Origin of the sequence: Pseudomonas silesiensis (genome assembly GCF_001661075.1) — a bacterium.
GTDB classification, from domain to species: domain Bacteria; phylum Pseudomonadota; class Gammaproteobacteria; order Pseudomonadales; family Pseudomonadaceae; genus Aquipseudomonas; species Aquipseudomonas silesiensis.
The window spans coordinates 976,216-994,110 of the sequence record NZ_CP014870.1; the positions used below are offsets into that span (position 1 = coordinate 976,216).

Annotated in this window: 16 protein-coding genes; 13 read left to right on the forward strand and 3 right to left on the reverse strand. The window is 60.5% G+C overall.

The window, feature by feature from the left end:
- The first annotated feature begins 326 nt into the window (after positions 1-326).
- The 8 genes from lptF (at position 327) to pdxJ (ending at position 8,862) form a co-directional block, all read left to right on the forward strand.
- Positions 327-1,448, forward strand: coding sequence for an LPS export ABC transporter permease LptF (lptF, locus tag PMA3_RS04355; RefSeq protein WP_064676017.1), 1,122 nt, complete (start codon positions 327-329; stop codon positions 1,446-1,448).
- On the forward strand, positions 1,441-2,502 hold the full coding sequence (gene lptG / locus PMA3_RS04360; RefSeq protein ID WP_064676018.1) for an LPS export ABC transporter permease LptG: 1,062 nt from the start codon (positions 1,441-1,443) through the stop codon (positions 2,500-2,502). Before lptF ends, lptG begins: the two co-directional genes overlap by 8 nt.
- 172 nt (positions 2,503-2,674) lie before the next feature.
- Positions 2,675-4,474: a translation elongation factor 4 gene (gene lepA, locus PMA3_RS04365; protein WP_042932348.1), complete on the forward strand. Its 1,800-nt coding sequence runs from the start codon at positions 2,675-2,677 to the stop codon at positions 4,472-4,474.
- A gap of 5 nt (positions 4,475-4,479) precedes the next feature.
- A complete protein-coding gene (gene lepB / locus PMA3_RS04370) occupies positions 4,480-5,334 on the forward strand; it encodes a signal peptidase I (protein ID WP_064676019.1) in 855 nt (284 codons plus the stop codon).
- Between the two features lie 184 nt (positions 5,335-5,518).
- Complete coding sequence (gene rnc, locus PMA3_RS04375; protein ID WP_010463056.1) at positions 5,519-6,208, forward strand: ribonuclease III; 690 nt, start codon at positions 5,519-5,521, stop codon at positions 6,206-6,208.
- Positions 6,201-7,103 carry a GTPase Era gene (era, locus tag PMA3_RS04380; RefSeq protein ID WP_064676020.1) on the forward strand — a complete coding sequence of 301 codons (903 nt, stop codon included), beginning with the start codon at positions 6,201-6,203 and terminating at the stop codon, positions 7,101-7,103. The genes rnc and era overlap by 8 nt, the downstream gene beginning before the upstream one ends.
- A gap of 162 nt (positions 7,104-7,265) precedes the next feature.
- Complete coding sequence (recO, locus tag PMA3_RS04385) at positions 7,266-7,949, forward strand: DNA repair protein RecO (protein WP_064676021.1); 684 nt, start codon at positions 7,266-7,268, stop codon at positions 7,947-7,949.
- A gap of 166 nt (positions 7,950-8,115) precedes the next feature.
- Complete coding sequence (gene pdxJ / locus PMA3_RS04390; protein ID WP_064676022.1) at positions 8,116-8,862, forward strand: pyridoxine 5'-phosphate synthase; 747 nt, start codon at positions 8,116-8,118, stop codon at positions 8,860-8,862.
- A 129-nt stretch (positions 8,863-8,991) separates the two neighbouring features.
- On the opposite strand, the gene mltF is transcribed toward pdxJ, so the two are convergent.
- Positions 8,992-10,452, reverse strand: a complete 1,461-nt coding sequence (mltF, locus tag PMA3_RS04395; RefSeq protein ID WP_064676023.1) for a membrane-bound lytic murein transglycosylase MltF — start codon at positions 10,450-10,452, stop codon at positions 8,992-8,994.
- 286 nt (positions 10,453-10,738) lie between these two features.
- Between mltF and purL the strand changes: the two genes are divergently transcribed.
- Both purL and PMA3_RS04405 read left to right on the forward strand, forming a co-directional pair.
- On the forward strand, positions 10,739-14,635 hold the full coding sequence (gene purL / locus PMA3_RS04400; RefSeq protein WP_064676024.1) for a phosphoribosylformylglycinamidine synthase: 3,897 nt from the start codon (positions 10,739-10,741) through the stop codon (positions 14,633-14,635).
- 5 nt (positions 14,636-14,640) lie between these two features.
- Positions 14,641-14,952: a YqfO family protein gene (locus tag PMA3_RS04405; RefSeq protein ID WP_064676025.1), complete on the forward strand. Its 312-nt coding sequence runs from the start codon at positions 14,641-14,643 to the stop codon at positions 14,950-14,952.
- Positions 14,953-15,059: 107 nt separating this feature from the next.
- Here PMA3_RS04405 and PMA3_RS04410 read toward each other — a convergent pair whose 3' ends face one another.
- Positions 15,060-15,563, reverse strand: a complete 504-nt coding sequence (locus PMA3_RS04410; protein WP_064676026.1) for a L,D-transpeptidase family protein — start codon at positions 15,561-15,563, stop codon at positions 15,060-15,062.
- A 52-nt stretch (positions 15,564-15,615) separates the two neighbouring features.
- Complete coding sequence (locus tag PMA3_RS04415) at positions 15,616-16,167, reverse strand: NUDIX hydrolase (protein ID WP_064676027.1); 552 nt, start codon at positions 16,165-16,167, stop codon at positions 15,616-15,618.
- Between the two features lie 146 nt (positions 16,168-16,313).
- Here PMA3_RS04415 and PMA3_RS04420 point away from each other — a divergent pair, with 146 nt between their 5' ends.
- The 3 genes from PMA3_RS04420 (at position 16,314) to PMA3_RS04430 (ending at position 17,716) form a co-directional block, all read left to right on the forward strand.
- Positions 16,314-16,913, forward strand: a complete 600-nt coding sequence (locus PMA3_RS04420; RefSeq protein WP_064676028.1) for a CoA pyrophosphatase — start codon at positions 16,314-16,316, stop codon at positions 16,911-16,913.
- A gap of 66 nt (positions 16,914-16,979) precedes the next feature.
- The gene (locus PMA3_RS04425) at positions 16,980-17,504 is read left to right on the forward strand and encodes a gamma carbonic anhydrase family protein (RefSeq protein WP_064676029.1); all 525 of its coding nucleotides are present in this window, start codon (positions 16,980-16,982) and stop codon (positions 17,502-17,504) included.
- A complete protein-coding gene (locus PMA3_RS04430) occupies positions 17,501-17,716 on the forward strand; it encodes a DUF1289 domain-containing protein (protein ID WP_064676030.1) in 216 nt (71 codons plus the stop codon). Before PMA3_RS04425 ends, PMA3_RS04430 begins: the two co-directional genes overlap by 4 nt.
- Positions 17,717-17,895 lie beyond the last annotated feature (179 nt).

The following is a 17,895-nucleotide window of genomic DNA, read 5'->3' on the forward strand; positions in this document are numbered from 1 at the left end:
AAATAGAAAGACGCAAGACGCGGTCTGCGACAAAGGCCGCAGTTTGAACCTCGCCGCCTGCGCCTGACAACCCTCGGCCGTACGATTGTAGGAGCGAGCCTGCTCGCGAAAAACCCGAGACCACCGGGGGTATCAGGCTACCCGCGTTATCGTTGACGTCCATCGCGAGCGAGCTCGCTCCTACACGCACCCTGCGCCATTGCGCAGTGACAGGCGCACCCAATCACAGGATAATGCGCCAACTTTTTCGGCGGCTCTGCCCTGCGGGCCGTCTGATACGTTTGCTTGTTTGGCCGCCTTAGCCTGACAACCCTGGAGTGTCTGGTTTGATTGTCTTTCGTTATCTGTCCCGAGAAGTCCTGTTGACCTTGAGCGCCGTCAGTGCGGTGCTGCTGGTCATCATCATGAGTGGACGCTTCATCAAATACCTCGCCCAGGCGGCTGCCGGCCTCCTGGATCCGGGCTCGCTGTTTCTGATCATGGGTTTTCGCCTGCCGGGTTTTTTGCAGTTGATTCTGCCGTTGGGCCTGTTCCTCGGGATTCTGCTGGCCTACGGTCGGTTGTACCTTGAAAGCGAAATGACCGTACTGTCGGCCACCGGCATGAGCCAGCAGCGGCTGTTGGCCATGACGATGTTTCCGGCCACCCTGGTGGCATTGGTGGTGGCGTGGCTAAGCCTGAGCCTGGCGCCGCAAGGGGCCAATCAGTTCCAGTTGCTGCTGAACAAGCAGGATGCCCTGACCGAGTTCGACACCCTTGAGCCCGGCCGTTTCCAGGCGCTGCGTGACGGAACGCGGGTGACCTACACCGAAAAGCTGTCGGATGACCGCATCAACCTGGGCGGCGTCTTCATTTCGCAGAAGAACGTCTCCGCGGACGAAAAGAAGGATCGCGGGATTTCCGTGCTGGTGGCCGAGAACGGGCGCCAGGAAATCCGCGCCGACGGCAACCGCTACCTGATTCTCGAAAACGGCTATCGCTATGACGGTAATCCGGGTCAGGCCGACTACCGGGCGATCAAATATGAGGAGTACGGTGTATTGCTGCCCAAGCCGGACGTCAGCGATGAAGTCACCGACCGTGACGCGATGCCCACCGGCTCCCTGCTGGGCAGTGACGATATCCGTTCCCGCACCGAATTGCAGTGGCGCCTGTCCTTGCCGCTGCTGGTGTTCATCGTGACCCTGATGGCCGTTCCACTGTCCCGGGTCAACCCGCGCCAGGGCCGCTTCCTCAAGCTGTTGCCGGCGATTCTGCTTTATATGGCTTACCTGTCGATCCTGATTGCCGCCCGCGGGGCCCTGGAGAAGGGCAAGATCCCGCCGGCGCTGGGGTTGTGGTGGGTGCATGCGATCTTCCTGGTCATCGGCCTGGGCCTGCTCTATTGGGAGCCACTGCGCTTGAAAATGGCGAGTCGCCGCAGCGCGCTGGAGGTGGCCCGTGGTTAAGCTCGATCGCTACATCGGCAGCAGCGTGTTCATGGCAATCCTGGCCGTACTGGGGATCATTCTCGGTCTGGCGACGCTGTTTGCCTTTATCGACGAGATGAGCGACGTCAGCGATACCTACACCCTGGTCGATGTGTTGAGTTACGTCCTGCTGACCGCGCCACGCCGTCTTTACGACATGTTGCCGATGGCGGCGCTGATCGGTTGCCTGATCGGCCTCGGCAGCCTGGCCAGTCACAGCGAACTGACGATCATGCGCGCGGCAGGCGTGTCGGTCGGGCGGATCGTCTGGGCGGTCATGAAGCCGATGCTGGTGCTGATGGTCGCGGGACTGCTGATTGGCGAATACGTCGCCCCGGCAACGGAAGTCACTGCCCAGGCCAATCGCTCCCTGGCCCAGGGCAGCGGCGATGCGCAAAGCGCCAAGCATGGTCTGTGGCACCGCCAGGGTGACGAGTTCATCCATGTCAACTCGGTGCAGCCCAACGGCCTGTTGTATGGCGTGACCCGTTATCGCTTCGATGATCAACGCCACATATTGTCTTCGAGCTTCGCCAAACGTGCGGAATTCGACAAGGATCACTGGCAGTTGAGCGACGTCACGACCACGCTGTTCCATGAAAAGAGCACCGAAGTGGTGACGACCCCGGTCGAGCGCTGGAACGTGGCACTGAGCCCGCAATTGCTCAGTACCGTGGTGATGTCCCCCGATTCGCTGTCGATCACCGGCCTGTGGGGTTATATCCACTACCTGGCTGACCAGGGGCTGAGCAATGGTCGTTATTGGCTGGCATTTTGGGTCAAGGTGTTGCAGCCGCTGGTCACCGCGGCCCTGGTACTGATGGCGATTTCCTTCATCTTCGGTCCGTTGCGTTCGGTGACCCTCGGTCAGCGGGTGTTCACGGGTGTGCTGGTGGGCTTTACCTTCCGTATCGTCCAGGATCTGCTGGGGCCTTCGAGCCTGGTGTTCGGTTTTCCGCCACTGCTTGCGGTGCTGTTGCCGGCCAGTATCTGCGCCCTCGCCGGGCTCTGGTTGCTGCGCCGGGCCGGTTGATTACGGGGATTTCCCGTTCCGGTCGATGACAAGAAAACGCCCCTGCCCCATGGCCGGGGCGTTTTTGTACATGCCGTCTGACCTGCAAACGTGACGCTTGCGCCGTGGATCAGGTACAATTCCCGGCTATTTTTCGGCGGGCTATGCCTGCAGCCTTTTTGAGTGTTGATCCGTGAGTGATTTGAGTCATATCCGCAATTTCTCCATCATCGCCCACATTGACCATGGCAAGTCGACGCTGGCCGATCGCTTCATCCAGATGTGCGGCGGCCTTGCCGAGCGCGAAATGGAAGCCCAGGTGCTGGACTCCATGGACCTGGAACGTGAACGCGGGATCACCATCAAGGCCCACAGCGTCACTCTGTATTACACCGCTCGCGATGGCATCAAGTATCAGCTGAACTTCATCGACACCCCGGGCCACGTCGACTTCACCTACGAAGTCAGCCGCTCGCTGGCGGCCTGTGAAGGTGCGTTGCTGGTGGTCGATGCCGGTCAGGGCGTTGAAGCGCAATCGGTAGCCAACTGCTACACGGCGATAGAGCAGGGCCTGGAAGTCATGCCGGTGCTGAACAAGATCGACCTGCCGCAGGCCGATCCGGACCGCGTCAAGGAAGAAATCGAGAAGATCATCGGCATCGACGCTACCGATGCGGTCGAGTGCAGCGCCAAGACCGGCCTGGGCGTCGACGAAGTGCTCGAGCGCCTGGTTCACACCATTCCCGCGCCGACCGGCAACTACGAAGATCCGCTGCAAGCGTTGATCATCGACTCCTGGTTCGACAACTACCTGGGCGTTGTGTCCCTGGTTCGCGTGCGCCACGGTCGTGTGAAGAAGGGTGACAAGATCCTGGTCAAGTCCACCGGCAAGATCCACCTGGTGGACAGCGTCGGTGTGTTCAACCCGAAACACACCGCCACCGTCGACCTGAAGGCTGGCGAAGTGGGCTTCATCATCGCCGGCATCAAGGACATTCACGGTGCACCGGTGGGTGACACCCTGACCCTGAGCTCCACCCCCGACGTTGACGTGCTGCCCGGCTTCAAACGCATTCAGCCGCAGGTTTACGCCGGTCTGTTCCCGGTCAGCTCCGACGACTTCGAAGATTTCCGTGAAGCCCTGCAAAAGCTCACGCTCAACGACTCGTCCCTGCAGTACACCCCGGAAAGCTCCGACGCCCTGGGCTTCGGCTTCCGTTGCGGGTTCCTCGGCATGCTGCACATGGAAATCATCCAGGAGCGCCTCGAGCGCGAGTACGACCTGGACCTGATCACCACGGCGCCGACAGTGATTTTCGAGCTGTTGCTCAAGACCGGCGAAACGATTTACGTCGACAACCCGTCCAAACTTCCGGACCTGTCCTCGATCGAAGACATGCGTGAGCCGATCGTGCGGGCCAACATTCTTGTGCCGCAAGAGCACCTGGGCAACGTCATTACCCTGTGCATCGAAAAGCGTGGCGTGCAGCACGACATGCTGTTCCTCGGTACCCAGGTTCAGGTGACCTACGATCTGCCGATGAACGAAGTGGTGCTGGACTTCTTCGACCGTCTGAAGTCAACCAGCCGTGGCTATGCTTCGCTGGACTACCATTTCGACCGTTATCAATCGGCTAATCTGGTGAAACTGGATGTGCTGATCAACGGTGACAAGGTCGACGCCCTGGCGCTGATCGTGCACAAGGATAATGCGCACTACAAAGGTCGCCAGTTGACCGAGAAGATGAAAGAACTGATTCCACGCCAGATGTTCGACGTCGCGATCCAGGCTGCCATTGGCGGGCAGATCATTGCGCGGACCTCTGTCAAGGCGCTCAGAAAGAACGTATTGGCCAAATGCTACGGCGGTGACGTTAGCCGTAAGAAAAAGCTGCTTGAAAAGCAAAAGGCCGGTAAGAAACGCATGAAGCAAGTCGGTAACGTGGAAATTCCACAAGAAGCCTTCCTTGCAGTGCTCAGGTTGGATAGTTAGGTCCTATGTCACTAAATTTCCCGCTGTTGCTGGTCATCGCCGTGTTCGTCTGCGGCCTGTTGGCGTTGCTCGATCTGGTTTTCCTGGCGCCGCGTCGGCGTGCCGCCATTACCTCCTATCAGGGCAGCGTCAGTCAGCCTGATGGGGTGGTGGTCGAGAAACTGAACAAAGAGCCGCTGCTGGTCGAATACGGCAAGTCGTTCTTCCCGGTGTTGTTCATCGTGCTGGTACTGCGTTCGTTCCTGGTGGAACCGTTCCAGATTCCTTCCGGCTCGATGAAACCGACCCTGGACGTTGGCGACTTCATTCTGGTGAACAAGTTTTCTTACGGGATCCGCTTGCCGGTGATCGACAAGAAAGTCATCGAAGTCGGTGATCCGCAGCGCGGCGATGTGATGGTGTTCCGCTTCCCGAGCGATCCGAGCGTCAACTACATCAAGCGCGTCGTGGGCCTGCCGGGTGACCAGATTCGCTATACCGCCGACAAGCGTCTGTTCGTCAACGGCGAGTCGATTGCCGAGCAACTGGTTGGTTCCGAGCCGGGCACGCTGGGCAGCGCCGAGCTCTACAAGGAAAAACTCGGCGTCGCCGAACATCTGATCCGCAAGGAGATGAGCCGCTACCGCGCAGCTCCGGACCGTTCGTGGACCGTGCCCGCCGGGCACTACTTCATGATGGGCGACAACCGCGACAACTCGAACGACAGTCGCTTCTGGGATGATCCGAGCATTCCCAAGGATCTGCTGGGCATGGTTCCCGACAAGAATATCGTCGGCAAGGCCTTTGCAGTCTGGATGAGCTGGCCGGAACCCAAACTCAGTCACCTGCCGAATTTCTCGCGGGTCGGGCTGATCAAGTAATCAAACACGGCGCTGTTGAACACAGCGCCGAATGCATTTCTGGAACCGGCACAATGGGTGCCAGATGCATGAAAACAATGATATTCAGGACGTAATTTTTGAACACAGCGTTAATTGTCCCAAGCCTGCGCCGCACCACGGCGATGGCGGTGGAATCCAGCCACGAACTCAGCGTGGGTAAACCGTGAGCGTCTCCTTAAGCCGTCTCGAGCGTCAGCTCGGCTACACCTTCAAGGACCAGGAACTGATGGTCCTGGCCCTGACTCACCGCAGCTTTGCCGGGCGCAATAACGAACGTCTGGAATTCCTCGGTGATGCCATCCTCAATTTCGTCGCCGGCGAGGCGCTGTTCGATCGCTTCCCGCTGGCCCGCGAAGGCCAGCTGTCGCGTTTGCGCGCCCGCCTGGTGAAAGGCGAGACCCTGGCCGTACTGGCCCGCGGTTTCGATCTGGGCGAATACCTGCGCCTGGGTTCCGGCGAGTTGAAAAGCGGCGGTTTCCGTCGCGAGTCGATTCTGGCCGATGCCCTTGAAGCGCTGATTGGCGCGATCTACCTGGACGCCGGCATGGACATGGCGCGCGAACGCGTGCTGGCCTGGCTGGCCGGGGAGTTCGAAGGCCTGACGCTGGTCGACACCAACAAAGATCCGAAAACCCGCCTGCAGGAATTCCTGCAGTCCCGGGGTTGTGAGCTGCCGCGTTACGAAGTGGTGGATATCCAGGGTGAGCCGCATTGCCGGACGTTCTTCGTCGAATGTGAAATCACCTTACTGAATGAAAAAAGCCGAGGTCAGGGTGTGAGTCGTCGTATTGCCGAACAGGTAGCGGCCGCCGCAGCACTGATTGCCCTGGGTGTGGAGAATGGCAATGACTGATTCAACCGCAACACGCTGTGGCTATGTTGCCATCGTCGGCCGTCCCAACGTGGGCAAGTCCACGCTGCTGAACCACATCCTCGGCCAGAAGCTCGCGATCACCTCGCGCAAGCCGCAGACCACCCGCCACAACATGCTCGGTATCAAGACCGAAGGCGACGTGCAAGCGATCTACGTCGACACCCCGGGCATGCACAAGGGTGGCGAGAAGGCCCTGAACCGCTACATGAACAAGACCGCTTCGGCGGCGTTGAAAGACGTCGACGTGGTGATCTTCGTGGTTGACCGCACCAAGTGGACCGACGAAGACCAGATGGTCCTCGAGCGCGTCCAGTACGTGACCGGCCCGCTGATCGTCGCGTTGAACAAGACCGATCGCATCGAAGACAAATCCGAGCTGATGCCGCACCTGACCTGGTTGCAGGAACAGCTGCCGAACGCGCAGATCATGCCGATCTCGGCCCAGCACGGGCACAACCTCGACGCGCTGGAGCGGGTAATTGCCGGTTACCTGCCGGAGAACGATCACTTCTTCCCCGAAGATCAGATCACCGACCGCAGCAGTCGCTTCCTCGCCGCTGAGCTGGTGCGCGAGAAAATCATGCGCCAGTTGGGCGCTGAGCTGCCGTACCAGATCACCGTGGAAATCGAAGAGTTCAAGCAGCAGGGGAAAACCCTGCACATCCATGCGTTGATCCTCGTCGAGCGTGACGGCCAGAAGAAGATCATCATTGGCGACAAGGGCGAGCGCATCAAGCGCATCGGCACCGAGGCGCGCAAGGACATGGAGCTGCTGTTCGACTCCAAGATCATGCTTAACCTGTGGGTCAAGGTGAAAGGCGGCTGGTCCGACGACGAGCGCGCGTTGCGTTCGCTGGGTTACGGCGACCTGTAAATCGTCTGGCAGCACATAGATCCACTGTGGGAGCGGGCTTGCTCGCGAAGAGGATGTAACATTCAGCATTGATGTTGACTGTCACACCGCCTTCGCGAGCAAGCCCGCTCCCACATTGGTTTTGGGTTGTCTGAAAAACTGCAATCCTTCATCGAGAGCTTTATGTCCCAGCCTCCCAGCCAGCCCGCCTTCGTGCTCCACAGTCGCGCCTACCGCGAAAACAGCGCGCTGGTGGACTTTCTCACGCCGCAAGGGCGGCTGCGGGCGGTGTTGCGCAGTGCGCGGGGCAAGGCGGGGACACTGGCGCGGCCGTTCGTGCCACTGGAAGTCGAATTCCGGGGGAGGGGGGAGCTGAAGAACGTCGGGCGCATGGAAAGTGCTGGCGTTTCCACCTGGCTCATTGGTGAGGCGTTGTTCAGTGGCCTCTATCTCAACGAACTGTTGATTCGCCTGTTGCCCGCAGAAGACCCCCATCCCGCCGTCTTCGATCACTACGCCGCCACCTTGCTCGCCCTGGCCGAAGGCCGTCCGCTGGAGCCGCTGCTGCGATCCTTCGAATGGCGGCTGCTGGATGACTTGGGTTACGGCTTCGCCTTGACCACCGATATCCATGGCGAACCCATTGCGCCGGACGGCCTCTACCGCTTGCAGGTCGATGCCGGCCTGGAGCGGGTCTATCTGTTGCAACCCGGTCTGTTCAACGGCACCGAACTGCTGGCCATGGCCGACGCCGACTGGTCCGCGCCCGGCGCGTTGTCCGCGGCCAAACGCTTGATGCGTCAGGCGCTGGCCGTGCATCTGGGCGGCCGTCCATTAGTCAGTCGCGAGCTGTTTCGCAAGCCGTAGAGTCTGTTGACGCCTTCTGGCGATCGTGACGAGCGTCCGCTCTGCGCAGGGCCGCGTTGCTCGAAACTTGTTTGGAGCAACCGATACGACCGCCACCAAACGTCAACAGACCCTGGCTCCCCGTGTATGCTGTGCACCGAACTTTCCCTTCTTCAGGAGCGCTTCCGTGACCACCAGCAATCGCATTCTTCTTGGCGTGAACATCGACCACGTTGCCACCCTGCGCCAGGCCCGGGGCACTCGTTACCCGGATCCGGTCAAGGCAGCACTCGACGCCGAAGAGGCGGGCGCCGACGGCATCACCGTGCACCTGCGTGAAGACCGCCGGCACATCCAGGAGCGCGACGTGCTGCTGCTCAAGGACGTGCTGCAAACCCGCATGAACTTCGAAATGGGCGTCACCGAAGAAATGATGGCGTTCGCCGAGCGCATCCGCCCGGCCCACATTTGCCTGGTCCCGGAAACCCGCCAGGAACTGACCACCGAAGGCGGTCTGGACGTGGCGGGGCAGGAAGCACGGATCAAGGCGGCGGTGGATCGCCTGGCGAAGATCGGCTGTGAAGTGTCGCTGTTCATCGATGCGGACGAGCGGCAGATCGAAGCGTCCCGTCGTGTAGGGGCACCGGCCATCGAGTTGCACACTGGTCGTTACGCGGATGCCGAGACGCCGACGCAAGTGGCTGAAGAGCTCAAGCGTGTGGCCGATGGCGTGGCGTTTGGTCTGGCCCAGGGCCTGATCGTCAATGCCGGCCACGGTCTGCACTACCACAACGTTGAAGCTGTGGCGGCGATCAAAGGCATCAATGAACTGAACATCGGCCATGCGCTGGTGGCCCATGCGTTGTTTGTCGGGTTCAAGTCGGCTGTGTCGGAAATGAAAGCGCTGATCCTGGCCGCCGCACTAAAGGGTTGAGATCGGCGGTGCTGCCTTCGCGGGCAAGCCTCGCTCCTACAGGTTTGCGTCGACCCGCAATTGTGTGTTCGACGCAGATCCGTAGGAGCGAGGCTTGCCCGCGAAGGCGTCCTCGAAAACACCGGAAATCTAGAGCTGCGGGGTTTCCTGGTTCGGCTTGGTCTTGTCGACCCCCGGCACATGCAGGCTGCCCTCGGCGACCTGGTCGCCTTCAAGCTGCGGCTGCGTGACCCAGGTCAGGATGTCGTAATAACGACGGATGTTCGCCACAAAGTGCACCGGCTCTCCACCCCGGGCGTAGCCGTAGCGGGTTTTGCTGTACCACTTCTTCTCGGACAGCCGCGGCAGGATTTTCTTCACGTCCAGCCACTTGTCCGGGTTAAGCCCTTCCTTGGCCGCCAGTTTGCGCGCGTCATCCAGGTGGCCGCTGCCAACGTTGTAGGCCGCCAGGGCAAACCAGGTGCGATCCGGTTCCTGGATCGAATCGTCCAGCTGTTCCTTCATGTAGGCCAGGTACTTGGCGCCGCCCATGATGCTCTGTTTGGGGTCGAGGCGATTGGACACGCCCATGGCTTGTGCGGTGTTCTGGGTCAGCATCATCAGCCCGCGCACGCCGGTCTTGGAGGTGACGGCCGCTTGCCACAGGGATTCCTGATAACCGACCGCGGCCAGCAGGCGCCAGTCGACTTTCTCTTTCTTGGCGTACGCCTTGAAGTGCTGTTCGTACTTGGGCAGCCGTTGCTGCAAGTGCTGGGCGAAGGTGTAGGCGCCCACGTAGCCGAGTACATCCACATGCCCGTAATAGCGGTCCTTGAGGCGTTGCAGGGTGCCGTTCTTCTTCACCTTGTCGAGGTAGCTGTTGATCTCGTTCAGCAGGCTGTTGTCGTCGCCAGCCGCTACGGCCCAGCTCTGGTTGCTGGCATTGCCGAGATCGAAGGCCACTCGCACGTTGGGGAAGTAGACCTGGTTCATCGCGACTTCGTTGGAGTCGACCAGGGTCAGGTCGATCTGATCTTCGTCCACCATGCGCAGCAGGTCGACGACTTCAACGGCGTCGGACTCTTCGTATTCGATGCGGGGGTATTTCTTTTTCAGTTCCGCCAGCTGCTCGGCGTGGGTGCTGCCCTTGAGCACCATGATCTTCTTGCCCACCAGATCCTTCGCATCGGTTGGCCGCGATTGGCCGTTGCGATAGATGATCTGAGGGGTGACTTCCAGGTAGGAGTGGGAAAACCGCACCTGCTTCTTGCGCTGCTCGCTGGCGACCAGGCCGGCGGCAGCCAGCACCGGGCCGTTGGGCTTGCCCACCTGGTTGAACAGGTCGTCGAGGTTGTCGGCGGTTTCGATCTTGAGTTCGACCCCCAGATCGTCGGCGAAGCGCTTCACCAGCTCGTATTCGAAGCCGGTTTCACCGTTGCGATCCTGAAAGTAGGTGGCCGGGCTGTTTCGGGTAACCACCCGCAGCACGCCATCCTCCTTTACGCGCTCGAGTGTGTTGGGTTTATCAACACAGCCACTGAGCATCAGGAAGAGACCGGTTGCGATCAGCCATTTGGCGTACCGCGGACGCAAAGCCGTTGGGGAAAACATCTGCGCAGTATACGCAAAGGACCACGAGCGCCATATCTCGACAGCGAAGGGCTTGTCTGTTAGAGGGCGAAAAACTTGTCCTGGGCCCGCTGGAATGGGCTTGTACGGCACTTTATGACACAAAAAATAAGCCGTGGCGCCATTCCCCAAGTGCCCGGGTCGCGGCCCCGGGCAGGCGGCCCGACGTCTGGATACAGCCGTGCGTACCGTTTCGAGTGATGTCGCGGCCCGTTTAGGCTAGAATGCACGGCCTCAAAGCACACCCCTTCCCGAGGCTGTCCCGAAGATGTTGATCCTGCGCGGCGCTCCTGCCCTTTCTGCCTTTCGCCACAGCAAACTCCTTGAGCAACTGAGCCAGAAGGTTCCGGCTGTCAGTGGCTTGTATGCTGAATTCGCTCACTTCGCCGAAGTTACCGGCGTCCTGACCGGCGACGAACAGCAGGTGCTTGCGCGCCTTCTGAAGTACGGCCCAAGCGTTCCAGTACAAGAGCCAACCGGTCGTCTGTTTCTGGTGTTGCCACGTTTTGGCACTATCTCGCCGTGGTCCAGTAAAGCCAGCGACATCGCCCGCAACTGTGGGCTGAGCAAGATCCAGCGTCTGGAACGCGGCATCGCGTTCTACGTCGCCGGCCAGTTCAGCGAGTCTGAAGCGCAACTGATTTCCGATGCGCTGCACGACCGCATGACCCAGATCGTCCTCGCCAGCCTTGAACAGGCTGCCGGCCTGTTCAGCCACGCCGAGCCCAAGCCCCTGACCGCGATCGACGTGCTGGGTGGCGGCCGCGCCGCGCTGGAAAAAGCCAACACCGAGCTGGGCCTGGCCCTGGCCGAAGACGAGATCGACTACCTGGTCAACGCCTTCGTCGGCTTGAAGCGCAACCCGCACGATATCGAACTGATGATGTTCGCCCAGGCGAACTCCGAGCACTGCCGTCACAAGATCTTCAACGCCAGTTGGGACATCGACGGTCAGAGCCAGGAAAAAAGCCTGTTCGGCATGATCAAGAACACCTACGTGATGCACAGCGAAGGCGTGCTGTCCGCTTACAAGGACAACGCTTCGGTGATCGTCGGCAACGTCGCCGGCCGATTCTTCCCGGACCCTGAAACCCGCCAGTACGGCGCGGTGCAGGAACCGGTGCACATCCTGATGAAAGTCGAAACCCACAACCACCCGACCGCGATCGCCCCGTTCCCGGGCGCGTCCACCGGTAGCGGTGGCGAGATCCGCGACGAAGGCGCCACCGGTCGCGGCGCCAAGCCCAAGGCTGGCCTGACCGGTTTCACCGTGTCCAACCTGCAGATCCCGGGCTTCGAGCAGCCGTGGGAAGTGCCGTACGGCAAGCCTGAGCGCATCGTGACCGCGCTGGACATCATGATCGAAGGCCCACTGGGGGGCGCCGCGTTCAACAACGAATTCGGCCGTCCGGCCCTGACCGGTTACTTCCGTACCTTCGAACAGTCGATCACCACCCCCCGTGGCGACGAGGTTCGTGGTTACCACAAGCCGATCATGCTGGCCGGCGGCATGGGTAACATCCGTGCCGAACACGTGCAGAAAGGCGAGATCACCGTCGGCTCCAAGCTGATTGTGCTCGGCGGCCCGGCGATGCTGATCGGCCTGGGCGGCGGCGCGGCTTCCTCCATGGCCACCGGCACCAGCTCTGCAGACCTGGACTTCGCTTCCGTACAGCGCGAAAACCCGGAGATGGAGCGTCGCTGCCAGGAAGTCATCGACCGTTGCTGGCAGTTGGGCGACAAAAACCCGATCAGCTTCATCCACGACGTCGGCGCGGGCGGTCTGTCCAACGCCTTCCCGGAACTGGTCAACGACGGCAACCGTGGCGGTCGCTTCGAACTGCGCAACATTCCAAACGACGAGCCGGGCATGGCCCCGCACGAAATCTGGAGTAACGAATCCCAGGAACGTTACGTTCTGGCGGTGGGACCTGCGGACTTCGAACGCTTCCAGGCGATCTGCGAGCGCGAGCGCTGCCCGTTTGCCGTGGTTGGCGAAGCCACTGCCGAACCACAGCTTACGGTCACGGATAGCCACTTCGGCAACAGCCCGGTGGACATGCCACTCGAAGTGCTGCTGGGCAAAGCCCCGCGCATGCACCGTTCGGCCGTTCGCGAAAACGAGCTTGGCGACGATTTCGATCCGTCGACCCTGGAGATTGCCGACTGCGTAGAGCGCGTTCTGCATCACCCGGCCGTGGCCAGCAAAAGCTTCCTGATCACCATCGGCGACCGCACCATCACCGGCCTCGTGGCCCGTGACCAGATGGTCGGCCCATGGCAGGTTCCGGTAGCCGACGTTGCCGTCACCGCCACCAGCTTCGACGTCTACACCGGCGAAGCCATGGCCATGGGCGAGCGCACTCCGCTCGCGCTGCTGGACGCCCCGGCGTCTGGCCGCATGGCCATCGGCGAAACCCTGACCAACATCGCCGCTTCGCGCATCAACAAGATCTCCGACATCAAGCTGTCGGCGAACTGGATGTCCGCGGCCGGTCACCCGGGCGAAGACGCGCGCCTGTACGACACCGTGAAAGCGGTCGGCATGGAACTGTGCCCGGACCTGGGCATTACCATTCCGGTGGGCAAGGACTCCATGTCCATGGCCACGCGCTGGAACGATAATGGCGAAGACAAGACCGTGACCTCGCCGATGTCCCTGATCGTGACCGGTTTCGCGCCAGTGGCTGACATCCGTCAGACCCTGACCCCGGAACTGCGCATGGACAAGGGCACCACCGACCTGATCCTGATCGACCTGGGCCGTGGCCAGAACCGCATGGGCGCCTCGATCCTGGCCCAGGTTCACGGCAAGCTCGGCTCGCAAGCGCCGGATGTCGATGATGCCGAAGACCTCAAAGCCTTCTTCGCCGTGATCCAGGGCCTGAACGCCGACGGTCACCTGCTGGCGTACCACGACCGTTCCGACGGTGGTCTGCTGACCAGCGTGGTGGAAATGGCCTTCGCCGGCCATTGCGGTCTGAGCCTGAACCTCGACGGTCTGGCAGAAACCTCCGCCGACATCGCTGCAATCCTGTTCAACGAAGAGCTGGGCGCCGTGATCCAGGTTCGCCAGGATGCTACCCCGGACATCCTCGCGCAGTTCAGCGCTGCCGGTTTGGGCGAGTGCGTGTCGGTGATCGGTCAGCCGATGAACAACGGCCAGATCAACATCACCTTCAACGGCGAAACCGTATTCGAAGGCCAGCGTCGTCTGCTGCAACGTCAGTGGGCTGAAACCAGCTACCAGATCCAGCGTCTGCGCGATAATGCCGACTGCGCCGAACAAGAGTTCGACGTGCTGCTGGAAGAAGACAACCCGGGCCTGAGCGTCAAGCTCAGCTACGACGTCAATCAGGACGTCGCCGCGCCATACATCAAGAAAGGCATCCGCCCACAGGTTGCCGTGCTGCGTGAGCAGGGCGTCAACGGTCAGGTGGAAATGGCGGCTGCGTTCGACCGTGCCGGTTTCAACGCGATCGACGTGCACATGAGCGACATTCTGGCCGGCCGCGTCGACCTGAACGAGTTCAAGGGACTGGTCGCTTGCGGCGGTTTCTCCTACGGCGACGTATTGGGTGCCGGTGAAGGCTGGGCCAAGTCCGCGCTGTTCAACAGCCGTGCTCGCGATGCCTTCCAGGGCTTCTTCGAACGCAACGACAGCTTTACCCTCGGCGTGTGCAACGGTTGCCAGATGATGTCCAACCTGCACGAGCTGATCCCGGGCAGCGAGTTCTGGCCGCACTTCGTACGCAACCGCTCCGAGCAGTTCGAAGCGCGCGTGGCGATGGTTCAGGTCCAGGAATCGAATTCGATCTTCCTGCAGGGCATGGCCGGTTCGCGCATGCCGATCGCCATCGCTCACGGTGAAGGTCATGCCGAGTTCGCCAGCGAAGAAGCGTTGCTGGAAGCCGATCTGTCGGGTTGCGTGGCGATGCGTTTCGTCGACAACCACGGCAAGGTCACCGAAAGCTACCCGGCCAACCCGAACGGTTCGCCGCGCGGGATCACCGGGCTGACCAGCCGTGACGGTCGCGTCACGATCATGATGCCGCACCCGGAGCGGGTATTCCGTGCGGTGCAGAACTCGTGGCGCTCGGAAGACTGGAACGAAGACGCACCTTGGATGCGTATGTTCCGTAACGCTCGCGTCTGGGTTAACTAAGCGCCGTGTACAAGCTCGGCTTTTTTGTTCCCGACAGTCATGTTGAGGTGGTCAAGGACGCCCTGTTCGCTGCCGGCGGTGGGCGGATTGGCGACTATGACCACTGTGCGTGGCAGGTGCTTGGGACTGGTCAGTTTCGGCCTTTGGATGGCAGTCAGCCGTTCATTGGCGAAGCTGGGCAGGTCGAGCAGGTCGAGGAATGGAAAGTTGAGCTGGTGGTGGCGGATGAGTTGATCGTGGCCGTGGTGGCTGCGCTGAAACTCAGCCACCCCTATGAGACGCCGGCTTATGAGGTGTGGCGGTTGGAGGATTTCTGATCTTTTGGCTGCTGAAATGAGAAACCCGCTGAGAGTGATCTCAGCGGGTTTTTTATTGCCTTGAATTTTTCGCGGCCCTACGCTCCGCGGAGCGGCACCTTTGGCAGCTAAGGGCGAATCTCGATCATCGTGCCATCCGGCACCAGGCCCCAGACCTCGCGCATGTCCATGTTGCGCATGGCGATGCAGCCGTCGGTCCAGTCCAGGGTGTGGAACAGGTCTTCGGGGTTGTCTTCGGTGTCCGGGGTGCCGTGGATCATGATCATGCCGCCGGGCTCGACGCCTTCGCGACGAGAGCGGGCGGCGTCGCTGATGTTCGGGTAGGAAATGTGCATCGACAGATTGAAACGGTCGCTGGTCTTGCGCCAGTCCAGCCAGTAAAAACCTTCAGGCGTGCGTTTATCGCCTTCCATGAGTTTCGGACCAACGGGTCTTTTTCCCAATGAAATGCGATAGGTCTTGAGCGGCTTGCCGTCGTTGATCAATTGCAGTTGGTGGGCGGACTTGAGAACCAGGACTTTTTCGACGACTTTGCCGTCCAGGGTTTCCGCTGTGGAGGCCTGGGAAACAGTGATGAACGACAAACAAAACACGGCAAGCAACCAGCGCATTGAAACGATATCCCTGAAAGGTGTCGCGACTATTTTATTTATAGAAGGTTTTTTAACGGATGGCAGGTTGAACGAGCGGCGGGATCGATTCCGACCGCACGGGGTAGGTCTCGATCCGTCGGTCTGCGAAATAGCATTCTAGGGTACGGCCTACCGTACGGAAAGCCAGCTCGGACCAAGGGATGTCGGCCTCCTCGAACAGTGCCACTTCCAGGCTTTCGGGGCCGGCGGAAAAATCCAGATCCACCAGCTCCGCACGAAAGAACACGTGCACCTGACTGATGTGCGGCACGTCGATCAAGGTATAGATGCTCAGGTTGCGTACCCGGGCACACGCCTCTTCAGCGGTCTCGCGAATCGCCGCCTGCTCGATGGTTTCGCCGTTCTCCATGAAGCCTGCGGGCAGGGTCCAGTAACCGAGTCGTGGCTCGATGGCGCGTCGGCACAACAACACCTTCGTGCCCCAGACCGGTACGCAACCGGCGACGATATTGGGGTTCTGGTAATGAATCGTGTGACAGCTGTCGCAGACATATCGCAGGCGCGAATCGCCTTCTGGAATGCGCTGGATCACCGGGTTGCCGCACTGACTGCAAAATTTCATGCTTGGGTTCCTGAATGCTGCGCCTATCTTGGCGTGCGGCGGTGTCAGTCGGCAAGTTGTCGTTTAGCGACATGCAGCGGTTATGGGGTTGGGCGGCCGGTTCGATTGGTGCATGATGCAAGGTAGCGAATAAGTCGAGAAGCCTCATGCTGGACGAGCTATTGCATCGAGTAAGCAACCACATCCCACGCACACTGGAAACCGACAAGCGTTTTCCCGAGGCCGCGGTCCTGGTGCCCATCACTCGCAGTGATGAACCGGAACTGGTTCTGACCCTGCGCGCCAGCGGGCTGTCGACCCATGGCGGTGAAGTCGCTTTCCCCGGTGGTCGCCGCGACCCCGAAGACCCTGACCTTGTGTTCACCGCCCTGCGCGAAGCCGAAGAAGAAATCGGCCTGCCACCGGGGCTGGTCGAAGTGATCGGCCCGCTGAGTCCCCTGATCTCCCTGCACGGCATCAACGTCACACCCTATGTCGGGGTGATTCCGGACTTCGTCGACTATCAGGCCAACGACGCCGAGATTGCCGCAGTGTTCAGCGTACCCCTGGAATTCTTCCGCAAGGATCCTCGCGAACATACCCATCGCATCGATTACCAGGGCCGCAGTTGGTACGTGCCGAGTTATCGTTATGGCGAATACAAGATCTGGGGTCTGACCGCGATCATGATCGTCGAGTTGATCAACCTGCTTTATGACGCCAGAATCAGTCTGCACCAACCACCCAAGCGTTTTACCGACACCTGAAGCCATCGTTCGAAATGGCCGAACCTTTTTTTCAAGTGAGCCTGCCTGAGCCTCGAGGGAACATAGATGAAATATCGCTTGGGCGACGCCCGCGTCGAAACCCATCCACAGAGCTGGATCGCACCCAGCGCCGTGCTGGTCGGCAAGGTCAGGCTGGAAGAGGGCGCCAACGTCTGGTTCAACGCCGTGCTGCGTGGCGACAACGAATTGATCCTGATCGGCAAGAACAGCAACGTCCAGGATGGCACGGTGATGCACACCGACATGGGCTACCCGCTGACCATCGGCACCGGCGTGACCATCGGCCACAACGCCATGCTCCACGGTTGCACGGTCGGTGATTACAGCCTGATCGGGATTAACGCAGTGATTCTCAACGGCGCGAAAATCGGCAAGAACTGCATCATCGGCGCCAACTCGCTGATTGGTGAAGGCAAGGAAATTCCGGACGGCTCGCTGGTCATGGGGTCGCCCGGCAAGGTGGTGCGCGAGTTGACCGACGCACAGAAGAAGATGCTGGAAGCCAGTGCCGCCCACTATGTGCATAACGCCCAGCGTTACGCCCGCGATCTGGCAGAGCAGGAACAATGAACACCCCCGAACGCCCGGTCCGCTCGCCTTGTGTGAATATCTGTGCACTGGACGACGATGACATCTGCACTGGCTGTCAGCGCACGGTGGAAGAGATCACGCGCTGGAGCCGGATGGACAACGAGGAGCGGCGCAGGGTGCTGGGGCTGTGCCATGAGCGGGCCAAATCCAGTGGGATCCTCTGGATGCTGCCTGCGAAATCCGATTCCTGACCACTGTGTAGGAGCGAGCTTGCTCGCGATGGACTCAAGAGCGCCGCGTTTAACCAGTAAACACGCGTTATCGTTAACGACCATCGCGAGCAAGCTCGCTCCTACATGTCATCAGGCCGTCGCCGGCTGAAGCCAAACCCTGCGGTTCATGTAAAATGTCGGGCTTTCTTCCCATGGGA